Raw genomic sequence first — 26,847 nt, 5'->3', positions numbered from 1 at the left:
CATGGGAGCAACTTCCTGCTTTTCATAGCAGAGTGTGTTCGGTCTTTGGGTTGGGCAAATGACAGGCGACGAACAGCTCGGACTTTCCAGAGGAAAATCCCGGTCTAGGGATGATAGCTGCATTTCGCAAAGTGGCCAGATTGAAATCCGCCAGCGCGGTGCCATGCCGAAGGCGGAGCAGGTCTTTGAAATAACCGCAAGGGCAGTGGCTGCCGGCGCGAGCGCCTATATGCTGCTGCTCAGGGTGGTACTGCTCGTTGCTCTCTTTTGCGTTGGTTTATCGCTGGCAGTTCCCAGCGTGGCCTACGCCGCTTGCACCGTCTTCAACTTCCCCGACTCACATACGACACCGTCGACAAGTCCGATGGCATCTGGCGGGTCGCTTAACGTCACCATCGGCACTGAGTGCAACGGCGCTGGTCTTAATCCCATTAACGATCCAGGCGTAGTCTCTCCGCAGCATGGCTCGATAAGCCGCTACAACGCCGCCGCCGGGACGTTCATCTACACGAACAACGGCGATGGAGCCACCAGCGACACCTTCACCTTGGTGGATGCGGGCGCGAGTTCCTTCACCGTCAATATCGCAATTGCGTCTACCGTACCGGCACCCGTTGCCGGTCCGGTCAGCGCAACGGTGAGCTATGGCAGCAGTTCAAATTCGATTGCCCTGAACCTCTCCGGGGGAACGGCATCATCGGTGGCCATCGGGACCCAGGCGTCCCACGGAACTGCGACGGCCAGCGGCACCTCCATCACCTATACGCCCAATGCAAGCTATGCCGGTCCGGATAGTTTCACCTATACCGCGACGAATGCTGGCGGGACTTCCACGCCGGCCACGGTGACGATAACCGTCGGCACGCCCACGATCACGCTCAGCCCGTCGACGCTGGCATTTGGCGCTATTGCGACCGCCTATAGCCAGGCCGTCAGCGCCACCGGCGGCAGTAGCCCCTACACCTACGCAATCACCGCAGGTTCTCTTCCGAGCGGTTTGAGCCTGTCGTCGTCGACCGGCGCGATTACCGGCACGCCCACAGGGGCGGGCACATACAACTTTAGCATCACCGTAACCGACAGCTCGACGGGTACAGGGCCATTCACCAGTTCAAATGCCTACAGCATAACGATTGCCGCGCCGACGATCTCGGTGAGCCCATCTTCCTTATCGGCGGGCGTGGTCGGAACCGCCTACAGCGAGACCATCACAGCATCGGGTGGCACCAGCTCCTATAGCTTTGCGGTCACCGGCGGCTCCCTTCCTGCCGGTTTGACGCTATCATCGGGAGGTGCTCTTTCCGGTACGCCGACGGCGGGAGGCACGTTCAGCTTCACCGTCACCGCAACGGATAGCTCGACCGGGACCGGTGCACCATTCTCCGCCTCCAGGGTCTACAGCCTGACCATTGCGGCCCCGACGATCGCGGTTGCACCGACGACGCTTCCAGCAGCGACCGTGGCGGCGGCCTACAGCCAAACCGTCACAGCATCGGGCGGCACCAGCTCCTATAGCTTTGCGGTCACCGCGGGTACTCTTCCTGCCGGCTTGACCCTCTCATCCGGAGGTGCTCTTTCCGGCACGCCGACAGCAGGAGGCACGTTCAACTTCACCATCACGGCAACAGATAGTTCGACCGGGACCGGGCCGTTCACCGGTTCGAGGGCTTACAGTTTGAGCGTTTCTGCGCCGACGATCGCAGTTAGCCCGTCTTCTTTGCCTTCCGGGACGGCGGAGGCAGCCTATAGTCAGACCATCACAGCCTCGGGCGGTACCGGCTCCTATAATTATAGTCTGACTTCCGGGTTCCTTCCGGCGGGCATAGCGCTCTCCTCGAGCGGCGTGCTTTCCGGAACACCGACCGCTGCCGGGACCTTTAATTTCACTATCACTGCGACGGACAGTTCCACAGGCACCGGCCCCTTTACGGGCTCGCGGGCCTACACACTGACCATCTCGGCACCGACGATCAGTATTACACCGTCAACATTGCCAGCGGGTACAGCCGGAACCGCCTATAGCCAGACGCTTGCGGCCTCCGGCGGCATCGGCGGTTATAGCTACAGCCTGACGACTGGCAACCTTCCCCCTGGTGTGGCGCTTTCCTCAGGCGGCGTGCTCTCAGGCATACCGACCACAGGCGGCACCTTCAACTTCACCCTCACTGCAACCGACAGTCACGCATTTACCGGTTCCCAAGCCTATAGCATCACCATCGGCACACCGACGATCACGATCGCACCGGCAACGTTGCCAGCGGGTACAGCCGGAACCGCCTATAACCAGACGCTTACGGCCTCGGGCGGCGCTGGCGGCTATAGCTACAGCCTGACGACTGGCAGCCTTCCCCCTGGTGTGGCGCTTTCCTCAGGTGGCGTACTCTCAGGCACACCGACCGCAGGCGGCACCTTCAACTTCACCGTCAAAGCAACCGATAGTCTCACATTTTCCGGCTCACAGGCCTACAGCATCACTATCGGCGCGCCGACAATCACGATCACGCCGGCTACCTTGCCGGCAGGTACAGCCGGGACCGCCTATAGTCAGACGCTTACGGCCTCGGGCGGTACCGGCGGCTACACCTATTCACTAACGACGGGTACCCTGCCGGCGGGTGTGGCGCTTTCCTCAGGTGGCGTGCTCTCGGGCACACCGACCGCAGGCGGCACCTTCAACTTCACCGTCAAAGCAACCGATAGTCTCACCTTTTCCGGCTCACAGGCCTACAGCATCACTATCGGCGCGCCGACGATCACGATTGCGCCGGCTACCTTACCGGCGGGTACAGCCGGAACCGCCTATAGTCAGACCCTCACAGCCTCGGGCGGTACCGGTGGCTACACCTATTCGCTAACGGCAGGCACCCTACCGGTGGGTGTGGCGCTTTCCTCCGCCGGTGTACTCTCAGGGACACCAAGCACAGGCGGCACCTTCAACTTCACCGTCACCGCAAAGGACAGCCTCTCGTTTACAGGCTCACAGGCCTACAGCATCACCATCGGCGCGCCGACAATCACGATCGCGCCGACAACGCTTCCCGCCGCGACCGTGGCCGCTGCCTATAGCCAGACGATCACGGCTGCGGGTGGTACCAGCCCGCACACCTTTAGCCTGTCGGCCGGCGCCCTTCCGCCGGGCGTAGCATTTTCCTCGGCCGGCATCCTCTCCGGTACGCCGACAGCATCCGGCACATTCAACTTCACCGTCATGGCAACCGATAGCTCGGGCGGCTCTGGCCCCTTCACCGCTTCCAGAGCCTATACGCTCACGGTCGGCGTCCAACCACCGGTCGCCGGCAACGTTGCGTCATCCGTTGCCGCCAACTCATCAAACAATGCGATCACGCTCAACATCACGGGCGGTGTGGCGGCCTCGGTCGCGATCGCAACCGGAGCCAGCCATGGGACGGCGATCGCATCGGGAACATCCATTACCTATACGCCGGCATCAGGCTATAGCGGTTCAGACAGTTTCACCTATACCGCAACCAACGCCTCCGGCGCCTCGCCGCCAGCGACGGTGAGCATCACCATCACGCCACCGACACTGTCATTCTCGCCGGCGAGCGGTGCCCTGCCGGCTGGCATGGTCAGCACCGCCTATAGCCAGACAGTCACCGCTTCGGGCGGAACCAGCCCCTACGGCTACAGCGCCACGGGTACGCTGCCGCCCGGGCTTGCACTCAACCACTCGACGGGCGCAATCACCGGCACACCGACGACCTCAGGCAATTACAGTTTCTCCGTCACAGCCACCGACGCCAACGGCGCCACGACGTCTGCCGCCTATACGATCGCGATTGCACCGCCGCCGACCACCTTCGTCTTCTCGCCAGCCGGCGGAGCGCTGACCGATGCCATGGCGGGCGAGGCCTACAGCCAGCAGATCTCGGCAACCGGCGGAACCGGTACGAAGATCTACAGTCTTGCCTCGGGCAGTCTACCGAACGGCTTGGTGCTCAATATCTCGACCGGTCAGTTGACCGGCCCGCTGGCGACCGGCACGCAAGGCGACTACAGCTTCACCGTCCAAGTTCGCGACGGCAACGGCGCGACGGGAACAGCCTCCTATACGTTGAAGGTGAGGACCCAATCCGTCACCGTTCTTGACATGGTCGTCAACGTGCCGGCAGGATCGACGCCTCCCGACGTCTACCTCAATCGTGGCGCGACCGGCGGCCCGTTCACCTCCGGGGTCCTCGCGTTTGTGGAGCCTGCCAATGCCGGCACCGCGACGATCATCCAGGGACAGCTGGCGCAGGCGGGACCTGCCGCGGCTCCGGTTGGCTGGTATCTGCACTATACGCTGAACCCAGCCTATTCCGGCCAGATACGCGTCGGCTACAAGCTCGTCAGCGCGCTCGGAACCTCCAATACGGCAACGATCACCTATAATGTCAGCTATGATGCCGGCAAGGTGGCCGAGGATATCGATAATCTCGTGCATGATTTCGTGCGGTCCCGGCAGAACATGATCGCAAATACCATCGAGGTGCCGGGGCTCCTGCAGCGCCGGCAGATGCAGAAGGCGACCGATCCGATCACCGCACGCATGATGCCGTCCGAAGAGGGCATGACGCTCGGCTTTTCCACCAGCCTGGCGCAGATGCGGGCGGCCGGCGGCGATGCCGATGCTGCTTCCGCGCCCTTCAACGTCTGGATCGGCGGCGCATTCCTCGCTCATGACGACAAGAACAAGAACGACAGCACCAGCAAGTGGGGCAGCTTTGCCATGATCAACATGGGGGCGGATTATCTGATCTCCGACCATGCGCTGATCGGCCTGTCCTTCCATTATGACCGCATGACGGATCCGACCGATGAGGACGCCGAGCTGACAGGCAATGGCTGGCTTGCGGGACCCTATGCCTCACTGGAGATCGGCAAGGGCGTGTTCTGGAACGGCAGCCTGCGCTATGGCGGGTCCAGCAACACGATCAACACCCAGTTCTGGGACGGCAATTTCAAGACGACACGCTGGATGGCCGACACTTCGATCGAAGGTCAATGGAACCTTGACGAGGACACGACGATCTCGCCAAAACTGCGTGCGATCTACTTCTCGGAAAAGGTCGACGACTATACCGTCAAGAATAGCTCCGGTGACGCTATCGCCATCGACGGCTTCAACGAGGACCAGTTCCGTGTCAGCCTGGGTGCTGAGATCGCGCGCTCCTTCGTGCTGGAGAGCGGTAGCAAACTAACACCGAAGCTCGGCCTCACCGGTGGCTTCTCTGGCCTCGACGGCGCCGGCGCTTTCGGTGCCGTTACAGCCGGATTGCAGCTGCAGACCATGAACTTCTGGATGCTCGATACAAGCCTGCTCTTCAACATCGAGGGTGACGGGCAGAAATCCGTCGGTGCCAAGGTCGCTGCAGCCAAGAAGTTTTAAGCGATGCCTCAAATCCCGGTCCGGACCGATCATTCCCGACGGCTTCTTCTTGAATAGGCTCGTCGTGCTGCGTCAGGTTACCCGATTGCGGCTGGTCATGTTCGTTTGAGCCCAACGTAAGCAAACGCCTGCACTCGCAGTCATTTGCCGGTGGTAGAACGTCCCTCTTTCCGCCTTGAAAGACGGTATCGAACGTTGACCCCGTGCTTAAATCGGCAAGTACGGCGCATTGTTATCGACCGGATAGCATTTTTCTGCCGATTCAATCACGGCGGCTCACCCTGTCTTCCTTCGCCAGTTACATCGTGCAGGGAGCCGGCACGTGGAAGCCCATTTGGGGAACCGCCTGTTTGAGCATAATCGAGTATCGCTTGGAGCAAGCGTTCAAACCAGGCCGATCGAAAACGTCATCCCGAGAAGTGGATGGTCAAAAGATCTGCGGGATCACGCAGTCACCCGCCTTTTTACAACCCGATTACATCCAGGGCTTGGGAATATCTGCGGCTCTATACTTAATGCGCGGTAGCTATTTGCCAAACGACGTTTCGGCATGTCTTCATCTGATACACAACTCGAAGTATTAAAAAATTGAAATTCCGATCAAAACTTTTACACCTTAGATGGTCTAATTTGTTCTTGCATTTATCGCCATGATTGAATGATGATGGCATTTGATATCATTGGAATATTCAGAGGTATGGTATGTCAGAATATTTTCTCGGCCAGATCATGCTCACAGGGTTTCCGTTTGCGCCCAGAGGCTTTGCTCTGTGTGACGGTCAGCTCCTGAACGTCAGCCAGAATCAGGCCTTGTTTTCCCTCTTGGGCACGCATTACGGCGGTGATGGAGTGACGACTTTTGCCTTGCCCAATCTGCAGAGCCGTACGCCTGTCGGATTTGGATCCTCCCGCGATCCCGCGTGGCAGCCTACGCCTTACGAGATTGGTGAAACTGGTGGCGTTGAAAGTGTGACCTTGCTTGAACAGCAATTACCTCAGCACATTCATCTGGCAACTGGAACCACCAGCAACGGCACCGTACGCAACCCCGGCAATGCCCTTTATGGAACCAATAGCGCCGATATCTACGGCGCGTCCAGCGGCGGTCAGGTCGTGCTGGCGAACCAGACTGTAACGCCGGCGGGCAATGGCCAGCCGCATGACAATATGCAGCCTTACGACGTGATAAGTTATTGCATTGCGCTGTCGGGAGTTTTTCCCTCCAGCAGCTGATTACGCCTTATCAACCCATTGTTCGGAGGATCGACGATGAGCACTCCCTTTCTCGGAGAAATCCGGCTTTTTGGCTTCTCCCGAGTGCCGAGCGGATGGCTGCCCTGCGACAATTCCCTGCAGCCTATTTCCCTATATGACGAATTGTTCATGCTTATCGGCACGACATATGGCGGCGATGGCATAACCACATTTGCGACCCCCAATCTTTCCGGACGCGTACCGATACATCAGGGTACCGGACCGGGCCTGTCGGCCTATGTGATCGGTCAATCCAGCGGCAGCGAAAACATAACGCTTCTGCCTACGCAAATGCCATCGCACACGCATCCGTATAATGCGACCACGGGTGAAGCCAACGCCACATCCATAAGCTCATCGGTCGAACTCGCCTCACTTAGCGGAGATACGATGTATGCGACGGACATAAGCGGAGCCACTCCGATCACAACATCACAAACTGCGACGCAGACAACCGGGTCGACGGTCATGCATGACAATACGATGCCGACACTGACAGTGCAGTATTGCATCGCATGGACGGGTATCTTTCCTTCATCGAGATGAACCGCGCCTCAGCCAAAGGACATTGCCATGACACAACCTTTTCTCGGCGAGATCCAACTGTTCGCTTTCGACTTTGCTCCTCTCGGTTGGGCATCATGTAGCGGCGCAATGTTGCCCGTCATGCAGAACGCCGCATTGTTTTCCCTGCTTGGCAACCAGTATGGCGGCAATGGCTCTACCACGTTCCAGCTGCCCAACTTTGCCAACCGCGCAGGTTGCAACCAAGGCCAGGGCATCGGCCTGACGCCACGCATCGCCGGCGACACCTTTGGCAGCAACGAGATCACGCTGACGCAGGCGGAGATGCCGGCACACAGGCATTCCTTGACCCTCTACAATCAGGGCGATACATCCAAGCGTGCCGCCTCGCCCAGCACCGGCGATGCGCTCAGCCTGCCGGATTCGAGCAGCCCGTTTCTCCCCAATGCCCAGCCGAACACGCAGTTTGCATCGACCGTCATCGGCACGGGCGGCGGAAGCCAACCACATGAAAACCGCCAGCCTTATTTGGCCGTCAACTTCTGCATTGCATTGAGCGGTGCATATCCAACATTCGATTGATGACGGGCATCGTCACAGGCCTTCTACCGGAGTTTCCCGGGCTGGAAGGCCATCGCCTGCCTAGCGTTCCTCCATGCATCCTGCGTCCCGCAAGGTTGGCCGATCTGCCGTTTCTGCGAGAACTTTACCGTTCATTCCGCGAGGATGAGCTGGCCCCGATACCTTGGTCGCGAGACGACAAGCAGGTATTTCTGGACCAGCAGTTTAATTTCCAACATCGCTATTACGCTGCCGCTTTTCCGCGAGCAGACTTCCTGATCATCGAAAAGGACGGCACCTCCATCGGCCGCCTTTACATCGATCTCAGCGCGGATACCTGGCATATCATCGATATCGGCTTTCTGACCGAATGGCGTGGTCAGGGGTTGGGCTCCGCGACGCTGAAAGCCATTCAAGATGCGGCAACGACAGGACAAAGTCTGGGAATCGCCCTGCATGTCGATCGAAACAACCGGCGCGCTTACGAGCTTTATCAAGCCTTCGGATTTACGGTCACGGAAACCAGCGATACCCACATAGGCATGGAGTGGCGCCCGCTCCTAACCGGCGGCGCATGAACCCTGAGACATCAATTGAAGATCGCCTGATAAATGATCCCATCCTTGTCCCTGGCGACCGGCACCAAGAATATGTCGAGAATTCCAAGCGAGGCGTTGTTCAGCCTATAAATCTGCTGTGGCAACAGAACCTTTGACATGCTGCGAAACAGCAATGCAAACGGCGCCCTCATCATTCCTTTAAAGCCCCGTTCGGGCAGAGGCCGAGCCTCAGTCAGCGTAAGAACAAGAGACGCCGCACCTATATCGATTTCGAAGCCCTCCCCGACACAACGAGCGAAATGATCCAGCGTTATAGTCACCATCACAACCTCAATTGCCTGTTCGCGCCTCGATTGCGGATGCTTATATTTCATTCTTCAATTGAAGTTTATCAACAGCTTGAAGATAAGCAAGAAGCTTCCCCTGGCTTTGTCTTCGCGCATGAGTCGATGCCGCAATAGCGCATCGGGACCTACACCGGCACGAGAGGCTTCGGTCAATCTTACCAGAGGGCGGAACCACGAACCTTGTCGCCACCCGCGGGTAGTCGGGAACCGCATTCATCCGCTGCCGAACGTGGGACATTCGACCACGTCCAGTAGGAGAAACCGACACGTTTGACAGCAGCTGCCGCATCACACGGCAGCCTTGCCGCCAAACAGATCCGTCAATCAGGCTGAGAGGAACAATTTCGGATCGAAGTATTTCTCCGGTGGCAGCGGATCCTTGATGGTTCCGAAATCGACGAACATCTTGTTGAATTCGCCTAGCCACTTCGTGACGCTGCCGTCCTCGGTGAACTTGTTCAGCTCGGCGCTCGTCAAAAGTTTGCGGCTTTTTGCAACCTTGGCAGTCGCATCGGGCGGCGATTGCGTAAAGGCGACCGTCAACTCGATCGCATGATCCAGATTTGCAACCCGGTAGTCCATCGCCTTCTTGATGACCTTCAGAAAGCTCTTGGCAAGATCGGGATCGTTCTCAATCGTTTCGTTGCGCGCGACAAAGGTGTTGATGAACGAGGTATCGGGATAGAAGTCCTTGTTCGACGCCAGTTCCTTCATATCGGGGACGCGCGGCTTGATCGCATCGATCAAGGGATACCAGATGCCCGCCGCATCGATCTGCTTGGAGGAGAAGGCGGCAACGACCGTGCTCGGATCCATCGGTACGACCTGAACATCCTTGATCGACATACCGGCCTTTTCGAGCGCCATGCGCAGGATCATCTCTCCGGATGTGCCTTGCGGAACACCGACCTTCTTGCCCTTGAGATCGGCGATCGACGCGAAGGCCGCCTGGGCGATGACGCGGTCGCTGAACCCGATATCATTGACGCCGAGCACCCTGGCATGGCCGCTGGCCGGAAGCCAGAGCGCGCCCGGCCCGATCGTCCCGAAATCGAGGCTCCCCGCACCCATGGCCTGAATCTGGATGGGACCATTGGTGAACACCTTCAGGTCCGGTTCCAGTCCCTCAGCCTGCCAAAGCTTCTGATCGTTGGCGATCGCAAACAGGCTCGAATTGGGAAAGTCGGAGAGATAGCCGATCCTGATCGGCTTTGAGGCCGCGCGAGCTGGCCTGGCGATTATAGGCATCGTGGCGGCGGCCGTCAGAGCCGCGGCCGTCGTCAATAAACTGCGTCTCGTCAGCATGATCATTTCCTCCTGTGATTGCTGATCTTCAGTTTGAGGCGGGGTGATAGACGGCCCGCCAGACCTCGTTGCGCAGCTCGGAAAACTGCGGCGAAAGCCGCATCTCCTCCGTCCGGGGAAAGGGCAGATCCACAGGGATGATCTTGTGGAGCCGACCCGGACGGGCCGCCATCACGATGACCCGGCTCGCCAGATAGACCGCCTCGTCGACATCATGCGTGATGAACATCACCGTGCGGCGTTCCTTGCTCCACATGGTGAGAAGCTGGTCCTGCAATTGCACGCGCGTCAAAGCGTCTAGCGCTCCGAAGGGCTCATCCATCAACAATATCTTCGGATTGACCGCATAGGCCCGCGCAATGGCGCAGCGCTGTTTCATGCCGCCCGAAAGCATCTTCGGCAGGGCGTCGGCAAAGTCCGTCAGACCGACGAGCTCGATGAAGTGATCGGCAATCCTGCGGCGCTCATCCTTGGAGCGCCCCGAGATTTGAAGCCCGAATTCGACATTCTGCCGCACGGTCAGCCATGGAAACAGGGCATATTGCTGGAAGATGACGCCACGCTCAGGCCCCGGTCCCTTCACAGGCATATTGTCGACCAATACCTGCCCCGACGATGGGGGCGTCAGTCCGGCGGCGATATTCATGGCCGTCGACTTACCGCAGCCGGAAGGGCCGACCACGGTGATGAACTCGCCATCCTCGATATCGAGATTGAGGTTCTGCAATGCGCTAAACGCTGCCTGACCGGCAAGATCGAAGCTTTTCGAAACGTTTTGAAACGAGATCTTCGGCGTCATAGCTTTTCCTGCCATGCGGTGAGAATACGATCGGCCATCATGACGATCCGATCCATAAGCAAGCCGAGGACACCGATGGCGATCAGGCTCACAAAGATCGTCGGCAGATCATAGTAGAGCTGCGCCTGCTGCATGCGATAGCCGAGGCCGGACTGCGCGGCGATGAGCTCGGCCGCAACGACGGTGGCCCAGGACGAGCCGAGACCGATACGCACGCCGACCATGATATAGGGTGTCGAGGCCGGAATGATCACGCGCCGGAAAATGGTGAAATCGCCCGCCCCCAATACGCGGGCGGCGTTGATGAGCGTCTTGTCGACGCTGATCACCCCTTGATAGGTCGCAACGACGCTCGACAGGAAGGCAGCCAGGAAAATGACGAAGATCTTCGGCGTCTCGTCGATGCCCATCGTCACGATTGCGAGCGGGATAATGGCAAGCGGCGGAATGGTGCGGAAGAACTGGACATAGGGCTCGATGATGCCCCGGGCGATGCGATACCATCCCATCAGGAATCCGACGGGAATAGCGACGATCAGGCCCAGGCAGAAGCCCGTCATGACCCGACCGAGGCTGGCGAGCGCATCGCTGAGCAGGATACCGTTTCTGGCCTCGGTGACAGCAGCCGCAGCCACCTGGGCCGGCGTTGGGAGACCGACCAGCCCTTCGGCCGTCACCAGCCACCAGAGGCCGATCCCGACAACGATGGCAGCTGCATTCAGAACCAGCATGGCTGCCGATGTTGCCAGCAAAGGGCGTCGGACCGTGTCAGAACGCGCGGATGCATTCGCTGCGATGCTCATTGCCGTTCGCCTTCAACTGTACATGCTTCGATACAAGATTTGTCGGCCAGACGACGGACACAGCGGAAGCCGACATGCGTGGTAGCGCTGTCGATCATTTCCGGATGCCGGGCTGCCGGCCGGTAGCGGCGGCAATAGTTTGGCGCGCAAAGATGCGACCCACCCTTCAGTATCTTGCGCGCTATGCGGATCGCCGGCTGACGCGGGTCGTAGCTCTGCTCAGCCGTGACAATTCTGGGATTGATCGGAATGCAGCAAGGTTTCGCTGCATCGTCCGGATGCCGGTCCGTCCAGTAATCGTCGGTCCATTCCCAGACGTTGCCGATCATATCGGAGAGGCCATAGCCGTTTGCGGGAAAGGCTCCGACCGGCGTGGTGCCGAACTTGGCCTTGCCTGCAGGATTGGCCATCGGAAAATTGCCGTCCCAGACATTGGCCATCCTGTGGCCGTCAGGTTCGAACTCCTCTCCCCAGGCAAACGTCGCCCCTTCGATGCCGCCACGGGCGGCGAACTCCCATTCTGCCTCGCTCGGCAGCGCCTTCCCAGCCCAGCGCGCATAGGCCTCGGCATCGGCATGGCAGACCTGCACCACCGGATGATCCATCATCTCCTCCGACAGAGGCGAGATGCCATCGGGCCGGTGCCAGCATGCGCCCGCCATATAGTGCCACCAATCGCCCCAGAAGCGCATGCCGCCAGGGCTCTTCGGCGCTTGAAAGACCAATGATCCCGGCTGCAGCATGGCCGGATCGGCCCCCGGATAAAGCGATGGGTCCGGCGCCTGCTCCGCGATCGTCACATAACCGGTGTCGGCAACGAAGCGCGAAAAGTCCCGGTTCGTGACCGGCGTGGCATCCATGAAGAAGCCGTCGACCCTCACACGATGAACGGGGCCCTCCTCGGGATAGAAATCCCCCGATCCCATCAGGAAACTGCCGCCTTCGATCCATACCATCCCGTCCTTTGCAGGCAGGGTCAATCTGGTTGCAGTCGCCTGCTGAAAGCCCATCATCGCGCACCCGCCATGACGTCACGCGTGCGGTAGTTCGACTCGATCAGCCAATCCCGCACGACATCGAGAAGCTCGCGTTTCTGCTCTTCGTATGCGGGATTGCTCCAGAGATTGTGCACCTCGCCGGGGTCGTTCTTGAGGTCGAACAATTGCCCATCGCTCGACCCTTTGAAATGGACCAGCTTCCAGCCATCGCTGCGCACGCCGGTCATGAACTCCACGCCGCCGCTCATCGCGACGTCACCGATCTGTTCGCAGAATACATGAGTACGGGGCGTCCATTCACCCGTCTCCAGTGCCGACTTCAGGCTGCGCGCCTCAAAGCTCTTCGGCGGCGTGATCCCCGCATATTCCAATATGGTCGGGCCGAGATCGAAAAGCTGGCAGAGGCCATTCAACTTCCGGCCACCCTCGAACCGATTGGCCGTCGACCAGATGACTGTGGGGACGCGCGTGACGACGTCATACATCGACCATTTCTGGATCAGGCCGTGATCCCCCAGGCATTCGCCATGGTCGGAGGTGAAGATGACAATCGCATCCTCCAGGTAACCGCGCGCCTTCAAGACCTCCAGCAACTCGCCGATCTTCTCGTCGATCAGCGTCACGTTGCCGAGATAGTGAGCCCAGAGACGTTGCATCTGCTCAGGCGATGGATCGAGGTTCCAGACGACAGAGTCATGATCGACCTCGACATCGTGCTGTCGCTTCTCCTTCAATTCCTGATGCAGGGACTCAAGCTCCTGCCGCGACGGCTTCGGCAATGGCAGGTCGTTACGTTTCAGATAGGGCTCAGAATAGCGCGCCGGCGGATCGAAGGGCGGATGCGGGCCGGGGAAGCCGACCTGCAGGAAAAGCGGCTCCGTCTGCGGATATGTATCGACCCACCACTTTGCCATATTGCCGACAAAGGCGTCGGAATGCAGCTCTTCCGGCAATTCCCAATCGAAGGCGCCAAGACGTTCGCGGTAATCCTCCCGCTTGCGGTAGGTTTCGCGCTGTTGTTTGACGAGGCCGTTTGCGGCAAGCGCCTTGTCCCATTCGTCAAAATACCAGCGCCCCTCCATGTAACGATCCTTGTTTTCCACGACATAACGTTCGTGGAAACCAGAGTCCGAATTATAGGGAATGGTGTGCATCTTGCCGACGTTGACGCAGCGATAGCCGGCATCCCTCAACTGCTCGACCCATGTCCTTTGCCAGTGCTGGCCATTGGCGAGCACGCCGGTCGTATGCGGATAATAACCCGTGAAGAGGCTGGCTCTCGAGGGAACGCAACTGGGAGCGTTGATATGGCAATCCGTCAGCGTCACGCCCTTTTCGACGAGCGCATCGAGATTAGGCGTAACGGCATAGGGAAATCCAAGCGCGGCGATGGAGTCGTACCGCTGCTGGTCGGTCATGATCAGGATGATATTGGGGCGGTCGGCCACGCTCTACGTCCTTCCCTGCTGCCGGAACACAAATTTCGATCGAAAGTTTCGCTGGAAAAATTTTTGCGCTCTTGTCTCCTCACTTGAGAAATGACATAAAGTTAACGGTAACGCAACGCTCACTTGAGCAAATTTTTGCGAGGAGGAATGGTGTCGGACGCGGAGGAGCGAGAAAAGGGCGGTACGCCAACGCTGGCCTCGATCGCAGTCAGGGTCGGCGTTTCGGTCAATACGGTCTCGCGGGCGCTACGCGCGCCCAACACGGTGCGACCGGAGCTGCGGCGACAGATCGCCAAGGCCATGGACGAGCTGAACTATGTGCCGAACCGTCTCGCCGGCGGCCTGTCGGGGACGAGATCCGACATCGTGGGCGTCGTGGTGACATCGCTCTATTATTCGGAATTTGCCTCCATCATCGATGCCCTGCAATCGGCGCTCCTCAAAGACAATCTTCAGGTCATGCTCGCCAATACGCGCTACGATCCGGATCAGGAAGTAACGCTCGTGCGCTCGATCCTCAGCTGGCGCCCGGCGGCGGTTGCCATTATCGGTGTCGACCATCCGGCCAAAGTCACCGAGCTGCTGACGTCGTCAGGGGTTCCGGTCATCGAGATGTGGGATGTCGGCGGCGACATCATCGATTCTGCCGTCGGCATGGATCATGAGGGGGCCGGCAGGGCGCAGGCCGATCACATGATTGCGTGCGGCTACCGGCATCTCGCCTTTCTCGGCAGCAGGCGCGAAAACGACATGCGCGCCAGGAAACGCGCCCGCGGGGCGGCCAGCGCCATTGCTGCGGCGGGATTGCCGGATCTCGTCTACGCTGTTCGACAGGAAGGCGGCCGGCCGGCGCTTGGCGAAGTGCTCACCCATGAACTGCTCGACGGCAATCCTCAGATTGACGGGATCATTTGCAACAGCGACGTCGTCGCCTTCGGTGTCTTGAAGGCGCTGCATGAACGCGACAGAAAGCTGCCGGGCGATATCGGCGTCATCGGTTTCGGCGACAGCGAAGCGGCGAACTATGTCACCCCGTCGCTCAGCACGGTCAAGCCCGATCGCCATCGGATCGGCGAGCTTACGGCCGAGCTGATCGTTGCGCGGATCAACGGCGAGGAACCGAGAACGAACGTGGTCGATTGGGAGCTGCTCGCACGCAACAGTACCCGCCCGCCCCTTAAATCCCTGAATGGAGATTGACGTGACAGAGGCAAAGAAGAGGCCCAACATCGTCTTCGTCATTACCGACCAGCAGCGTTTCGATACGATCGCGGCAGCTGGATTCGACTATATGATCACCCCGAATCTTGATCGCCTGGTTCGGGAAGGCACGTGTTTCAGCCACATGTACGTGACGTCCCCTTCCTGCGCGCCTTCTCGGGCAAGCTTGTTCACGGGGCTCTATCCGCACACCAACGGTGTATTCCGCAACGATGAGCGCTGGACGCACAGCTGGGTGCGTCGCCTTGCCGATGCCGGTTACCGCTGCGTCAACGTCGGCAAGATGCACACATCTCCCTTCGAAGACTCCTTCGGTTTTCACGAAAGGCATGTCGTCGAAAACAAGGATAGAGCGACCGAGCGCCTGCCCTTCTATCTCGACAACTGGGACAAGGCTTTCTGGAGCCGGAGCATCGAAAAACCGAGCCGCGTCACATACCGACGGCTCGAAGATTATCGCGAACGGCTTGGTGCCTTCGTCTGGGATCTGCCGGAGGATCTGCATTCGGACAATTTCGTTCCAGAATTCGCCGCCATGTGGCTCGATCGCTACCAGGGCCGCGAGCCATTCTTCCTGCAGATCGGCATCCCCGGCCCGCACCCGCCCTATGATCCGACACAGGACTATATCGACAAATATAAGGATCGCGATCTGCCTGAAGCGATCCGCGACCAAGTGGCGATGGACCAGCAGCCGTCGGCGCTCAAGAAGCTCAGAGAACAACATCTAAGCGTCGATCACGATGCGGTCGTGCATCTTGAAAATCCGACACCGGAGCAATTGCGCCGCCAGCGCGAGCATTATTTCGCCAATGTCTCGATGATCGACACGCAGATCGGCAAGCTCATGGAAGCGCTAGAGCGCCGCGGCGTTCTCGACGACACCATCATCATCTTCACGTCAGACCATGGCGATTGCCTGAACGATCACGGGCACAGCCAGAAATGGACGATGTACGAGCCGAGCGTGCGCGTGCCGGCAATCGTCTGGTCGCCGAACCGTGTCGAGCGCGGCAATATCGTCGGCGACCTCGTCTCGCTTTTCGATTTCGGGCCGACGATCCTGGAGATGGCGGGACTTGAAGTGCCAAAATGGATGGAGGCCCGTTCCTTGGCTCCCTACCTTACGGGCACCAAGATCACGCCGCGCGAGTTCGTCTTCTCCGAACATGCGGGCGACAGAATCTTGAGCGGCACGGAATTCATGACGATGATCCGCGACAGGCAATTCAAGCTGGTCCACTTCGTCGAGAGTGACGAAGGCCAGCTTTTCGATCTGTCTGCCGATCCAAATGAGGTCAACGATTTATGGAGCGATCCCGCTTATCAGGATGTCAAACGTCGCCTGATTGATGAAATCCTGAAATGGCGCATCCGCAGCGACTTGAAGACGCAAGGCTGGACGGAGGCGATCGCATGAGCGGGAACGGCTCAGCCTTGATCAGCCTGATGCCTGCCTATCAAAGTAACCCGGACAGGCGTGCGGCATCTTGCCGGGCTATTTGATGGAAGCCTCGAAGCGGTCGATGACCTCCTTCATCGTGCCGTAGGGCTCGCCAGCATGATAGGCAATCGTCAGTAGCAAGCACGCCGGCCCATGAGCAGCAACGATTTCTCCGTGCAGGATGAGCGTATCGCTCTTGCTGTTGAATTCAAGTCGCCGTCCGGGATAGCCACCGAGTGCGCCATCGCCCGATGTACCGGCAACAAGTTCGATATTCTCCTTCCTGAACTGTCCAAAAAATCCGTCTGCCGTTTGCTTCAGCAATTCATCCAGTGGCTGGTTGGCGGAGGGCGATGAGGGATGCGCGCAGACAAGCGATACGAAGCTTGTCGCTGCGTCCGTTTGACTGTTGGCCGCCTGCATGAAACCGGACAGTTTGTCATTGAACTGAACAGGCGCCACCTGCCATCCACTCGGCCATGTCACCTGCACCGGCATCGGTTCGAGTTTCCATTGCGCGATCGCCTTGGCCTGGATTTCCTGCTGTTCCTGCTGTTCGGCAAAATCGCCAACGCGCATCAGCACGAGCAGCGTCAAGGCGATCGCGCCGCCTCGCATTGCCCCGCGTGCGGACGAAACGGCATTTGATGATTTGCGCGTCCAGTAACCGGCAATCAGCGTGCCGATCAGCGTCGCGAAAATGGGCGGTCCAAGCACACGACCCCAATTTCCGGCACTAAGTTCGTCTTGCACCTGTCGTGATAACACCAAGGTCAGCAGCAGATACAGGAACGCGATCGCCACCGCCCCGAGGAACGTCTTCTGATAGGAATGCTCAGTCGGGCCGGCCATTCATTCTTCCCTCTCCCGCATGCAACCAGGGTCGGCATGACAGTCAATTGCAACAATGCGGCAGTTTCTGCAAATGGATGCATCAGGCTCTTCACCGCTTCGGCAAAACGCCTCACGCACGGACTTGGCAAATAGATAACCGGAAGTTGCGTGCCTTCAAGAGAGCTGACGCCTGTCTGGCGCTGGCTTCATCCTTGAGCGTTGGAATGAGCACTGTCGAAATGCTGATCCGACGTCAGCATTTGGGACCTCCAAGACAAAGTCGGGCCAAAATCAGAGGGCTTGATTGTTCCGAAGATTACTGTCCTGGAGCGCAGAAAACGGGCTATCGAAAGCCCCTTACTCAAAAGCCGCAGCCTTGCTCAATCTGTACCGGATTTTCGCTTGTCGAAAAATCTTATCTCCGCGATTGCCGATCGAGCAGCGGCAGAAATGGCTCGCGGATATGGGCACACAACATGCGTGATCCTTCCATCAGCCCATAAATGGCAAGGACCCCGATATTGCGAGGCCCTTCGTGCTTTGGATAGCAATGGCGAACAGAATATGCGGCAGCAGAACCGTTTCCGGATCGGTCAACCCGCTTGCTTGCATGCACGGCCGTATGTTTCGAGGACATCGCCGACAAACGTCTTGACGATCTTGCTTACACTGTCCTTCACGCCGACCCTATCCGCCATTCGCCCAAGGAACTGGCTTGCCAGCGTCGGTGGGATTTCGCGGCCATGAAGTGTATCGGTGAGCTTTTGAACGGCGCGAACAGCTTCAGGATAACCCCAATAGTAACGGATTCTGTCACTGTAGCTGTAGCGGAGTTGAAGCCGGATAGCCTCATCGCTGCCGTGATAATGTCCTGCCCAGTCGCCTGTATGCTTCAGCATGAGGCGCTCCATGGCGACGGCAAGGTTGCGGTCATAGTCCGGATCAAGTTCCGTTGCGATCAAGTCAAGCGCAAAGAGGCCCTCTCGCAGTGCAAACGTCAATCCAGGCCCAACCTTCAGAATTGGAAACCCATCGCGCACCAGTGCGGTCAGCGCGCCCTCCGACTGATAGTCGGTCGAATGCGCTTCGAAAACCAGGCCGACTTCCTGATCGAGCACACCGGTAAGCTTCCTTGCAAGCTCCGGTCTGTAGTCAACCACGTTTTCATTGCCGAATTCCACGCCCGGCTGGACGACGAAGGCAATGCATCTGTCGAATGCCTCCGACAGCCCCTTCCTTGCGAAAATCTCGCGATGGGTCTCGATGGTGGCCCTCGCAGCTTCGGCCCCGGTCGGCTCGACGACATCGAGCGCATGGTCCGCGCCCCCCGGGACTGGAACTTCCGTCCCCAGCACGTAGAGCGGCTCGGTGCCGACGTCCCGCGCAGCCTGCTCGGCGACTTTGGCAAGCCTTGCCGCCCTTTGAGCCACGATCGCATCGTCGAGGGCAGATGGGTCATCGGCGCAGGCCATGGATGCGTCGAGATGGATTTTGGTGAAGCCCGCTTTCACATATTCAGCAACCATGATCTCGGCTTTGGCCATCGCCGCCGCAGCGGTCTCTCGCCGCCAGGGATTTGGTCCGAGATGATCACCGCCGAGGATTACCTCGGAAGTCCCGACCCCGTTGGCCTCGGCGAGCGCGAGAACATCTCCAGCAAAATCCGCCGGCGTCTTTCCGGTATAGCCGCCGAACTGATTAACCTGATTGCAGGTAGCCTCTATCAAGACCGGACCGCCCTCCCGTTTAGCCAGCGACATCGTTGCTTCAAGCACGAGCGGGTGCGCCGAACACACCGATGTAATTCCAACCGGCTTGCCGGCGCGGCGAGCATCTGCAAGGCTTTTAAGAAAGAGGTTCATGCTGCTCTCCGCGGATTGGTGGAAAGGAAAAAATCAAGTCGTGCGATGTCGGGCAGGCCGGTCATGGGCCCCCGCTGTGTCACATTATAGGCCCCGGCCGCGGCTGCCCGTTCCAATGAGACCTCCGGGCCAAGACCCTGCCGGCGCGACGTCAAATAAGTCGCGCCAAAGGCATCTCCTGCACCGGTTGGATCGACTTCGTCCACTTCGAACCCATGGAAATCATATCTCGCGCCGGAGGCCCCAAAAAAGGTGGCTCCCTGCCTGCCACGCTTCAACGCAATTTCGCCGACACCACGAGCCTGGAGTGCCTTGACGGCCGCGGCCTCTCCGTCTGTTCCCGCGGCTACAAAGAGCTCTTCGCCAGACGGCAACAGAAGATCAGCATTGCGGATCATGGCCTCGAATTGGCTCCGGAAATTTCCTGAACCGAGGAGTTCCTTGCGGATGTTCGGATCGAACGAGACCGATCCACCACGGAAGCGAACCGAACGGATGGCAGCATCGATCACATTGCCAGCTCCCGGGATTGCAAAGGCAGACCCCATTACATGCATATGTCCGGCCTTGGCAATCAAGGTCTCTGCCGACGACGTAAGGGTTATCGAGCCGGCTGCCGAATGCATGATATTGAATATAAAGTCTCGCGATCCGTCGTCACGATAGCGAACGAACGCACTCCCAGTCGGCCTATCAGGCGAGATGGATATGGCCGAGATGTCTACGCCGTCCTGCCTGAGGCGCTCTATATTCACAGCGCCGAAGTCGTCGGCCCCTACCGTTGCAATGATGCCAGCCGCGCCGCCAAGACGGGCGACCTGATCGATGAAAATTGCGGGTGCGCCACTCGGAAACGGGCCGATGAGCGTCTGAGGCTCCTTGAATCCGAACCCGGTGGTGCTCGCCATGATCTCGACGAGTATCTCGCCGACCGTGATCGTCGGGCCGAGGCTTTCCGGGGCTATGCGCCCATTGTGAACAATCATGTGCTCATCCTCCCTGCTGCATTGATCGGTACGTCTTCCAATGGCTCGCGTCAATCATAACTTTACGCATGAAAATTTTTAAGAAGATGCATACTTTGATTGCAAGTCGGCGCTTCGAAGCAGACCGCGAAATAATATACTTTATTTTCAATAAGATATCGACAAAGCACTAAGTCGCGCCGCTTTTTGTCAATAAATTTTGATTGACATGGAGCGCATACTAAATAATTAAATATTTACGCACGTAAGATTGTGCGCTAACGCTCGTAAGGAGGAGCGAGACGATGAAGAGGATTCTTGCTGTAATGCTGTCTTCGGCCGCCGGCTGCTCGCTGGCTGCAGGCTTGGCTCAGGCTGAGGAACTGACGATCGCCACCGTCAACAATGGCGATATGATCATCATGCAAAAGCTTTCCCCCGAGTGGGAAAAAGAGACGGGCAACAAGCTCAATTGGGTCGTCCTCGAAGAAAACGTGCTCCGCCAGAAGCTGACCACGGATATCGCGACGAAGGGCGGCCAATACGACATCATGACCATCGGCGGCTATGAGGCGCCGATCTGGGGCAAGAAGGGCTGGCTTCAGCCGATCGACGACCTCGGCGACGACTACGACTACGGCGACCTGCTGGCGCCGATCAAATCCGGCCTGACCGTCGACGGCAAGCTCTACGCCGTGCCGTTCTACACCGAAAGCTCGTTTACCCTTTACCGCAAGGATCTGTTCGACGCGGCGGGCCTCAAGATGCCCGACCAGCCGACCTACGATCAGATCAAGGAATTTGCGGACAAGCTCACCGACAAGTCCAAGGAGCAATACGGCCTTTGCCTGCGGGGCAAGCCGGGTTGGGGCGAGAACATGGCCTTCCTCGGAACCATGATCAACACCTATGGCGGCCGCTGGTTCGACATGGACTGGAAGCCGCAGATCAACTCCGAACCGTGGAAGAAAGCCATTACCGACTACGTCGATCTCATGAAGAAGGACGGCCCTCCCGGCGTGACGTCAAATGGCTTTAACGAGAACCAGGCCCTGTTTTCGACCGGTCACTGCGCCATGTGGATCGATGCGACCTCGGCAGCCGGCCGCGTTTACGATCCCAAGCAGAGCCAGGTGGCCGACAAGATCGCCTTCACGCGCGCGCCGGTCAATGTGACGCCGAACGGATCGAGCTGGTCGTGGTCGTGGAACCTCGCGATTCCAACCTCTTCCACCAAGGAAGAGGCTGCCAAATCCTTCATCAAGTGGGCCACTTCCAAGCAATATGTGAAGATGGTCGGCGAGAAGGAGGGTTGGGTTGCCGTTCCGCCCGGCACCCGCAAGTCGACCTATGACCTGCCCGAATACCAGAAGGCCGCTCCTTTTGCCGGCACCGTGCTGAAGGCCATCCTTTCTGCCGATCCGGCGCATCCGACCAAGGATCCGGTTCCCTACACCGGTGTCCAGTTCGTCGCGATCCCGGAATTCCAGGGGATCGGAACGATCGTCGGTCAGCAGATCGCGTCGGCGCTTGCTGGCCAGCAAACCGTTGATGCCGCTCTCGACAATGCCCAGAAGCAGGTCGAGCGCGAGATGAAAAAGGCCGGCTACCCCAAGTGAGATAGCCGCCTCGCCCGCGGTGTCGCGACCGCGGGCTTCCTCCCGGAGGGTTCCGGCAGCGCCCGCTGCCGGAACTCCGGCTCGCTTCCTTTCCCAATCGCTCCGTCCGATCGCCTCCAGCCGGCGGCCAAGACACGGCGAAGAGGTTTTCGATGACAACGATTTCGCGTGAATTCATCCGGCGGACACCGAAGCGTTCCGGCCGTTCGATCCGAACCGGCCCGCTTCTTGCGCCAGCTGTCGGCCTTCTCCTGGCCTGGATGATCGTTCCGCTCGCCCTGACGCTCTGGTTCTCGATGCAGTATTACAATCTGCTTGATCCATTGAGCGCCGGTTTCGCCGGTCTCGACAACTATTCCTATCTGCTGACCGATGGCGGTCTCTTGGCGGCGATCTTCAGGACTCTCATCATTCTTTTCGCCGCCCTTGCCCTATCTATCGGCTTCGGAGTGGTGTTCGCGCTGCTCTTCGATGTCGAATTCGCCGGGCGCGGAATTGCACGGCTTTTGATTATCGCCCCATTCTTCGTGATGCCGACGGTTACTGCGTTGATCTGGAAGAACCTCCTGATGCACCCGGTCAATGGGCTCTTTGCCTATCTTGCCAAGCTCGTCGGCCTGACGCCGATCGACTGGTTCGTGCAGATCCCGATGACTTCCATCATCATCATCGTCGCCTGGCAGTGGATACCGTTCGCGACGCTTATCCTGATGACCGCTATGCAGTCGCTCGACCGCGAACAGATGGAAGCAGCTCGGCTTGATGGTTCGAGAGGATGGTCGACGTTCCGTCACATCATACTGCCGCACCTTTTGCGACCGATTTCAGTCGTCGTCATGATCGAGACCATCTTTCTGCTCGCAGTATTCGCCGAAATCCAGGTCACGACGACGGGCGGGCCAGGTACGGCGACCACGACGCTCACCTATTTCATCTATAACAAGGCCCTTCTCCAGTGGGACGTCGGAGCTGCATCGGCTGGGGGCGTTTTTGCGATCATCCTTGCCAATGTCGTCGCGGCATTCCTGATCCGCACTGTCGCCCGCAATCTGGATAATTGAGGAGAGACGAGAATGGCAAGACGAAACAACCTCCTTCATTCTCAGAAGCTCTGGTGCGGAATCGGTGGCTGGACTGCAGCTCTGCTGATGTTCTTTCCAATCCTCTGGATGCTCATGGCATCATTCAAAACCGAGATTGATGCGGTAGCGACCCCTCCGAAGATTTTCTTTACGCCGACGCTGGAAAACTTCGTTGATGTCAATGCCCGTGCCAATTACGTCCAATATGCACTGAACAGTGTCGTCGAGAGCATCGGCTCGACTATATTATGCCTCGCAATAGGCATTCCTGCTGCCTATGCGGCCGCTTTCTTTCCGGGCAAGAGAACCAAAGATCTCCTGATGTGGATGCTCTCGACAAAGATGCTTCCCGCTGTCGGAGTATTGGTTCCCATCTATCTATTGTGCCGAGACAGCGGTCTTCTGGATACGCGAACAGCGATCGTCATCGTCTTCACGCTGTCGAATCTGCCGATCGTGGTCTGGATGCTCTACTCCTTCTTCAAGGACGTGCCGCATGAAATCCTTGAAGCCAGTCGTATGGATGGCGCAAGTACCTTCGAGCAGATCTGGTACCTGCTCCTTCCCCTGACGCTTCCAGGGATCGCATCCACTGCACTTCTCTCCACCATTTTGTGCTGGAACGAAGCCTTCTGGAGCCTGAATCTCACTGCTTCCAAGGCAGGTCCGCTCACGGCGTTCATCGCATCCTTTTCATCGCCCGAGGGACTTTTCTGGGCGAAGCTCTCGGCGGCTTCGACGCTCGCCATCACACCCATCCTCGTCTTCGGCTGGATGACACAGCGCCAGCTCGTGCGCGGTCTGACCTTCGGCGCAGTCAAATAGGAAACGCATATGGCTACTCTCAGTCTCAAGGAAGTGAAGAAGACCTTTGGCGCGGTCAACGTCATCAAGGGTGTCGATCTCGATATCAGCGACCGGGAATTCGTGGTGTTTGTCGGCCCGTCGGGCTGTGGGAAATCGACGCTGCTGCGCATGATCGCGGGGCTCGAGGATATCAGCAGCGGTGATCTGGTTATCGATGGTGATCATGCCAACGACATCCCACCCGATCAGCGCGGCCTGGCCATGGTGTTCCAGACCTATGCGCTTTATCCGCATATGTCGGTCAAGGATAATATGGGGTTTGCGCTGAAGCTGGCCGGCATTCCTCAAGGCGAACGGGACGCCAAGATCAATGAGGTCGCAGGCCTCTTGCAGCTCGGGCATCTGCTGGATCGCAAGCCGAAGCAACTCTCCGGCGGACAACGCCAACGCGTCGCCATCGGGCGCGCGATGGTTCGTTCGCCACGCATCTTCCTGTTCGATGAACCGCTTTCCAACCTGGATGCCGCGCTGCGCGTGCAGATGCGCATAGAGCTGGCACGCCTCCATGACCAGCTCGGGGCGACGATGATCTACGTCACCCACGATCAGGTCGAGGCCATGACGCTTGCCGACAAGATCGTGGTTCTGCGCGATGGCCGGATCGAGCAGGTGGGCGCACCGATGGAGCTCTACCACAGTCCGGTGAACCAGTTCGTCGCGGGCTTCATAGGCTCGCCAGCCATGAACTTCCTCCCGGTGACAGCGTCGAGCGCCGGCGCATCCGGCGTCTCTGTGTCGCTGCCGGGTGGCTCGACATTGGAGGTTCCAGCCTCCGGCACGGTCAGCTCCGGCGCGACCATGACGCTCGGCATCAGGCCGGAACATCTCCGCATCGCCCAAGACGGCCCCATCTCAGGCGAGATCATGGTCGTCGAGCGGCTTGGCGGCCACACCTATGTCTATGTGCAGATCGCCCCCGGGCGATTGGTCATCGTAGAGACGGATGGAGCCGACAGCCATCGCCTGCATGAAACGGTCTCTCTGGCGTTCAATGCATCAGACGGCCATCTCTTCGATGAAAACGGCATCGCGCTGCGCAGGCTCGAAGCCAACCATATCACCACCAACGTTGCGCATTAGGCGCAACCTCTGTCAGGGAGGAATATCATGAAGCTGAAAGACAAAGTCGCACTCATCACCGGCGGTGCCCGTGGCATCGGACTTGGCTTTGCGGAGGCCTACATCAAGGAAGGCGCGAAAGTCATCATCGTCGATATCAATATCGAAAGAGCATCCGAGGCCGCCCGAGAACTCGGGCCGAACGCCGCCGCGATGAAACTCGATGTCACCGATCTCCATGCCATCGACGCTGTCGTCAAGGAGATCGACCAGGCCTATGGCGGCATCGACATTCTGGTGAACAATGCCGCCATCTTCGACATGGCTCCGATCAACGAGATCACCGAGGCTAGCTACGAGAAGGTGTTTTCGATCAACCTGAAGGGCCCCCTCTTCATGATGAAGGCCGTTTCGAACGTCATGATTGCCCACGGCCGAGGCGGCAAGATCATCAACATGGCAAGCCAGGCCGGGCGCCGTGGCGAAGCATTGGTGATGCTCTATTGCGCCTCCAAGGCAGCCATCATTTCGGCAACACAATCAGCGGCCTTGGGCCTGGTGAAATACGGCATCAACGTAAACGCCATCGCGCCCGGCGTGGTCGATGGCGAGCACTGGGATATCGTCGATGCCCACTTCGCGAAGTGGGAAGGCCTGAAGCCGGGCGAGAAGAAGGCTGCCGTTGCCAGGTCCGTTCCGATCGGAAGGTTCGCAACGCCCGACGATATCAAGGGTCTTGCGGTGTTTCTTGCGTCCTCGGACAGCGATTACATCCTCGCGCAGACCTATAATGTCGATGGTGGCAACTGGATGAGCTGAGTGATCCGACATGAAAGCAATATGTTTCACCGAAAAAGGCGTTGCGGGGCTGGCCGATATGCCGTTGCCCGCTTTGGCGCCGGGACATGCCCTCATCCGCGTGAAGGCTGGGGGGCTCTGCCACACGGATATCGACGTTCTTCACGGCCGCTACGGCGAAGGGCGCTTTCCTCTGATTCCCGGCCATGAATATGCAGGCTTGGTCGAGGCGGTCGCCGAAGATGTCACCGGTTTGCGGCCGGGCGCAAGGGTCGCCGTCGATCCCAACCTGCCCTGTGGCACCTGCAATCTGTGCCGCAAGGGACTGACAAATCTTTGCAAGGAGTTGAAGGCCTACGGCGTCACCCAAGATGGCGGCTTTGCCGAATACAACATCGTCAGGGTGTCTCACCTCCACGATATCGGCGATCTTTCATTCGACGTCGCGGCTTTGGCCGAGCCGCTCGCCTGTGTCCTTAACGGGCTCGGCAATATCGGCCTGACAACCGGCGTGCGGCGCGCGGAAAACGCTCTTATATTCGGCGGCGGCCCGATCGGGCTGCTGCTTGCCCTGTCGATCAGGGCGCAGGGCGTCAGCGACGTCGTCGTTGCCGATATCGATGAAAGCCGCCTGAGCTTTGCCAGGGAGCTGGGATTGGATGCCGTGCATCCTGCGTCCCCGGAACTCGAGAGCCGTAAACGAGCTTTCGATCTTGTTGCCGATGCGACGGGTGTTCCGACAGTCGTGGAGAGCATGCCGGAATTTGCACAGGACGGCGGCGCGATCCTGGTGTTCGGCGTATGTGCTCCCGGCGTTCGGGTCCCGATATCCCCCTTCGACATCTTCCGGCGTCAGCTGACGATTGCAGGCTCGCACTCGTTGAATCAGAATCTGCCTGCCGCCCTTGATTTGCTTCGTAAGGATAACGGCACAATGGCTCGCCTCATCTCACATCGACTTCCGCTCAAGGAAGTATTGCCCTTTTTCACCAAGCGCGGCGGCACGCCCACGATGAAAGTGCAATTTGTCGCGGAATAATCTCGGTTCCTCCCACCGGGAGGAACTCTCTTTTCCCTCGAGAAAGAGTCGGATAGACACTTTTC

Annotated in this window: 21 protein-coding genes and 1 pseudogene; 13 read left to right on the top strand and 9 right to left on the bottom strand. The window is 58.8% G+C overall.

What is annotated here, in order from left to right; all coding sequences use genetic code 11:
• Positions 1 to 58 precede the first annotated feature (58 nt).
• The 5 genes from ABOK31_RS32420 to ABOK31_RS32400 all read left to right on the top strand — a co-directional run bounded on the left by ABOK31_RS32420 (position 59) and on the right by ABOK31_RS32400 (position 8,310).
• A complete protein-coding gene (locus ABOK31_RS32420) occupies positions 59 to 5,392 on the top strand; it encodes a putative Ig domain-containing protein (RefSeq protein ID WP_349961798.1) in 5,334 nt (1,777 codons plus the stop codon).
• Positions 5,393 to 6,094: 702 nt separating this feature from the next.
• A complete protein-coding gene (locus tag ABOK31_RS32415) occupies positions 6,095 to 6,625 on the top strand; it encodes a tail fiber protein (protein WP_349961797.1) in 531 nt (176 codons plus the stop codon).
• 36 nt (positions 6,626 to 6,661) lie between these two features.
• Positions 6,662 to 7,192: a tail fiber protein gene (locus tag ABOK31_RS32410; protein WP_349961795.1), complete on the top strand. Its 531-nt coding sequence runs from the start codon at positions 6,662 to 6,664 to the stop codon at positions 7,190 to 7,192.
• Positions 7,193 to 7,219: 27 nt separating this feature from the next.
• Entirely contained in the window at positions 7,220 to 7,753 is a 534-nt protein-coding gene (locus ABOK31_RS32405; protein ID WP_174173620.1) for a tail fiber protein, read from the top strand.
• Between the two features lie 95 nt (positions 7,754 to 7,848).
• Positions 7,849 to 8,310 carry an N-acetyltransferase gene (locus ABOK31_RS32400; protein WP_349961794.1) on the top strand — a complete coding sequence of 154 codons (462 nt, stop codon included), beginning with the start codon at positions 7,849 to 7,851 and terminating at the stop codon, positions 8,308 to 8,310.
• Between the two features lie 11 nt (positions 8,311 to 8,321).
• Here the strand turns inward: ABOK31_RS32400 and ABOK31_RS32395 are convergent, their stop codons facing one another.
• The 6 genes and pseudogenes from ABOK31_RS32395 to ABOK31_RS32370 form a co-directional block, all read right to left on the bottom strand.
• A complete protein-coding gene (locus tag ABOK31_RS32395) occupies positions 8,322 to 8,666 on the bottom strand; it encodes a hypothetical protein (RefSeq protein WP_349961793.1) in 345 nt (114 codons plus the stop codon).
• 297 nt (positions 8,667 to 8,963) lie between these two features.
• The gene (locus tag ABOK31_RS32390; protein WP_349962851.1) at positions 8,964 to 9,941 is read right to left on the bottom strand and encodes an aliphatic sulfonate ABC transporter substrate-binding protein; all 978 of its coding nucleotides are present in this window, start codon (positions 9,939 to 9,941) and stop codon (positions 8,964 to 8,966) included.
• Positions 9,942 to 9,950: 9 nt separating this feature from the next.
• Positions 9,951 to 10,743, bottom strand: a pseudogene (locus ABOK31_RS32385) (ABC transporter ATP-binding protein); the annotation flags it as partial.
• Complete coding sequence (locus ABOK31_RS32380) at positions 10,740 to 11,474, bottom strand: ABC transporter permease (RefSeq protein ID WP_349962850.1); 735 nt, start codon at positions 11,472 to 11,474, stop codon at positions 10,740 to 10,742. The pseudogene ABOK31_RS32385 and the gene ABOK31_RS32380, both read right to left, overlap by 4 nt.
• Before the next feature lie 68 nt (positions 11,475 to 11,542).
• Positions 11,543 to 12,559: a formylglycine-generating enzyme family protein gene (locus ABOK31_RS32375; protein ID WP_349961790.1), complete on the bottom strand. Its 1,017-nt coding sequence runs from the start codon at positions 12,557 to 12,559 to the stop codon at positions 11,543 to 11,545.
• Complete coding sequence (locus tag ABOK31_RS32370) at positions 12,556 to 13,992, bottom strand: sulfatase-like hydrolase/transferase (RefSeq protein WP_349961788.1); 1,437 nt, start codon at positions 13,990 to 13,992, stop codon at positions 12,556 to 12,558. Before ABOK31_RS32370 ends, ABOK31_RS32375 begins: the two co-directional genes overlap by 4 nt.
• A gap of 150 nt (positions 13,993 to 14,142) precedes the next feature.
• Between ABOK31_RS32370 and ABOK31_RS32365 the strand changes: the two genes are divergently transcribed.
• Together ABOK31_RS32365 and ABOK31_RS32360 are read left to right on the top strand one after the other, a co-directional pair.
• Positions 14,143 to 15,192, top strand: coding sequence for a LacI family DNA-binding transcriptional regulator (locus tag ABOK31_RS32365; protein WP_350019308.1), 1,050 nt, complete (start codon positions 14,143 to 14,145; stop codon positions 15,190 to 15,192).
• 1 nt (position 15,193) lies between these two features.
• The gene (locus tag ABOK31_RS32360) at positions 15,194 to 16,633 is read left to right on the top strand and encodes a sulfatase-like hydrolase/transferase (RefSeq protein ID WP_349961785.1); all 1,440 of its coding nucleotides are present in this window, start codon (positions 15,194 to 15,196) and stop codon (positions 16,631 to 16,633) included.
• Between the two features lie 78 nt (positions 16,634 to 16,711).
• Here ABOK31_RS32360 and ABOK31_RS32355 read toward each other — a convergent pair whose 3' ends face one another.
• The 3 genes from ABOK31_RS32355 to ABOK31_RS32345 form a co-directional block, all read right to left on the bottom strand.
• Positions 16,712 to 17,509 carry a hypothetical protein gene (locus ABOK31_RS32355; RefSeq protein ID WP_349961784.1) on the bottom strand — a complete coding sequence of 266 codons (798 nt, stop codon included), beginning with the start codon at positions 17,507 to 17,509 and terminating at the stop codon, positions 16,712 to 16,714.
• A 575-nt stretch (positions 17,510 to 18,084) separates the two neighbouring features.
• Positions 18,085 to 19,353 carry a D-tagatose-bisphosphate aldolase, class II, non-catalytic subunit gene (locus ABOK31_RS32350; protein ID WP_349961782.1) on the bottom strand — a complete coding sequence of 423 codons (1,269 nt, stop codon included), beginning with the start codon at positions 19,351 to 19,353 and terminating at the stop codon, positions 18,085 to 18,087.
• A complete protein-coding gene (locus tag ABOK31_RS32345; protein ID WP_349961781.1) occupies positions 19,350 to 20,339 on the bottom strand; it encodes a sugar kinase in 990 nt (329 codons plus the stop codon). The genes ABOK31_RS32350 and ABOK31_RS32345 overlap by 4 nt, the downstream gene beginning before the upstream one ends.
• A 284-nt stretch (positions 20,340 to 20,623) precedes the next feature.
• On the opposite strand from ABOK31_RS32345, the gene ABOK31_RS32340 reads away from it, so the two are divergent.
• From ABOK31_RS32340 to ABOK31_RS32315, 6 genes are all read left to right on the top strand, one after another.
• A complete protein-coding gene (locus ABOK31_RS32340; RefSeq protein ID WP_174173629.1) occupies positions 20,624 to 21,937 on the top strand; it encodes a sugar ABC transporter substrate-binding protein in 1,314 nt (437 codons plus the stop codon).
• 152 nt (positions 21,938 to 22,089) lie between these two features.
• Entirely contained in the window at positions 22,090 to 22,998 is a 909-nt protein-coding gene (locus ABOK31_RS32335) for a sugar ABC transporter permease (RefSeq protein WP_174173630.1), read from the top strand.
• Positions 22,999 to 23,010: 12 nt separating this feature from the next.
• A complete protein-coding gene (locus tag ABOK31_RS32330; RefSeq protein WP_174173631.1) occupies positions 23,011 to 23,844 on the top strand; it encodes a carbohydrate ABC transporter permease in 834 nt (277 codons plus the stop codon).
• 9 nt (positions 23,845 to 23,853) lie between these two features.
• Entirely contained in the window at positions 23,854 to 24,966 is a 1,113-nt protein-coding gene (gene ugpC / locus ABOK31_RS32325; RefSeq protein WP_174173632.1) for a sn-glycerol-3-phosphate ABC transporter ATP-binding protein UgpC, read from the top strand.
• 27 nt (positions 24,967 to 24,993) lie between these two features.
• Positions 24,994 to 25,764, top strand: coding sequence for an L-iditol 2-dehydrogenase (locus ABOK31_RS32320; protein ID WP_349961778.1), 771 nt, complete (start codon positions 24,994 to 24,996; stop codon positions 25,762 to 25,764).
• 10 nt (positions 25,765 to 25,774) lie between these two features.
• On the top strand, positions 25,775 to 26,782 hold the full coding sequence (locus ABOK31_RS32315; protein ID WP_349961776.1) for a zinc-dependent alcohol dehydrogenase family protein: 1,008 nt from the start codon (positions 25,775 to 25,777) through the stop codon (positions 26,780 to 26,782).
• Positions 26,783 to 26,847: the final 65 nt, after the last annotated feature.

The sequence above is a fragment of the Rhizobium sp. ZPR4 genome, assembly GCF_040215725.1.
Lineage (GTDB): Bacteria > Pseudomonadota > Alphaproteobacteria > Rhizobiales > Rhizobiaceae > Rhizobium > Rhizobium rhizogenes_D.
This window is presented reverse-complemented; position numbering and strand designations above follow the sequence as displayed.

Coding starts and splice junctions, on each gene's coding strand:
- ABOK31_RS32420 (WP_349961798.1), top strand. CDS start 59: ATGACAGGCGACGAACAGCTCGGACTTTCCAGAGGAAAATCCCGGTCT.
- ABOK31_RS32415 (WP_349961797.1), top strand. CDS start 6,095: ATGTCAGAATATTTTCTCGGCCAGATCATGCTCACAGGGTTTCCGTTT.
- ABOK31_RS32410 (WP_349961795.1), top strand. CDS start 6,662: ATGAGCACTCCCTTTCTCGGAGAAATCCGGCTTTTTGGCTTCTCCCGA.
- ABOK31_RS32405 (WP_174173620.1), top strand. CDS start 7,220: ATGACACAACCTTTTCTCGGCGAGATCCAACTGTTCGCTTTCGACTTT.
- ABOK31_RS32395 (WP_349961793.1), bottom strand. CDS start 8,666: ATGAAATATAAGCATCCGCAATCGAGGCGCGAACAGGCAATTGAGGTT.
- ABOK31_RS32380 (WP_349962850.1), bottom strand. CDS start 11,474: ATGCTGGTTCTGAATGCAGCTGCCATCGTTGTCGGGATCGGCCTCTGG.
- ABOK31_RS32375 (WP_349961790.1), bottom strand. CDS start 12,559: ATGATGGGCTTTCAGCAGGCGACTGCAACCAGATTGACCCTGCCTGCA.
- ABOK31_RS32355 (WP_349961784.1), bottom strand. CDS start 17,509: ATGGCCGGCCCGACTGAGCATTCCTATCAGAAGACGTTCCTCGGGGCG.
- ABOK31_RS32350 (WP_349961782.1), bottom strand. CDS start 19,353: ATGAACCTCTTTCTTAAAAGCCTTGCAGATGCTCGCCGCGCCGGCAAG.
- ABOK31_RS32345 (WP_349961781.1), bottom strand. CDS start 20,339: ATGATTGTTCACAATGGGCGCATAGCCCCGGAAAGCCTCGGCCCGACG.
- ABOK31_RS32340 (WP_174173629.1), top strand. CDS start 20,624: ATGAAGAGGATTCTTGCTGTAATGCTGTCTTCGGCCGCCGGCTGCTCG.
- ABOK31_RS32335 (WP_174173630.1), top strand. CDS start 22,090: ATGACAACGATTTCGCGTGAATTCATCCGGCGGACACCGAAGCGTTCC.
- ABOK31_RS32330 (WP_174173631.1), top strand. CDS start 23,011: ATGGCAAGACGAAACAACCTCCTTCATTCTCAGAAGCTCTGGTGCGGA.
- ugpC (WP_174173632.1), top strand. CDS start 23,854: ATGGCTACTCTCAGTCTCAAGGAAGTGAAGAAGACCTTTGGCGCGGTC.
- ABOK31_RS32320 (WP_349961778.1), top strand. CDS start 24,994: ATGAAGCTGAAAGACAAAGTCGCACTCATCACCGGCGGTGCCCGTGGC.
- ABOK31_RS32315 (WP_349961776.1), top strand. CDS start 25,775: ATGAAAGCAATATGTTTCACCGAAAAAGGCGTTGCGGGGCTGGCCGAT.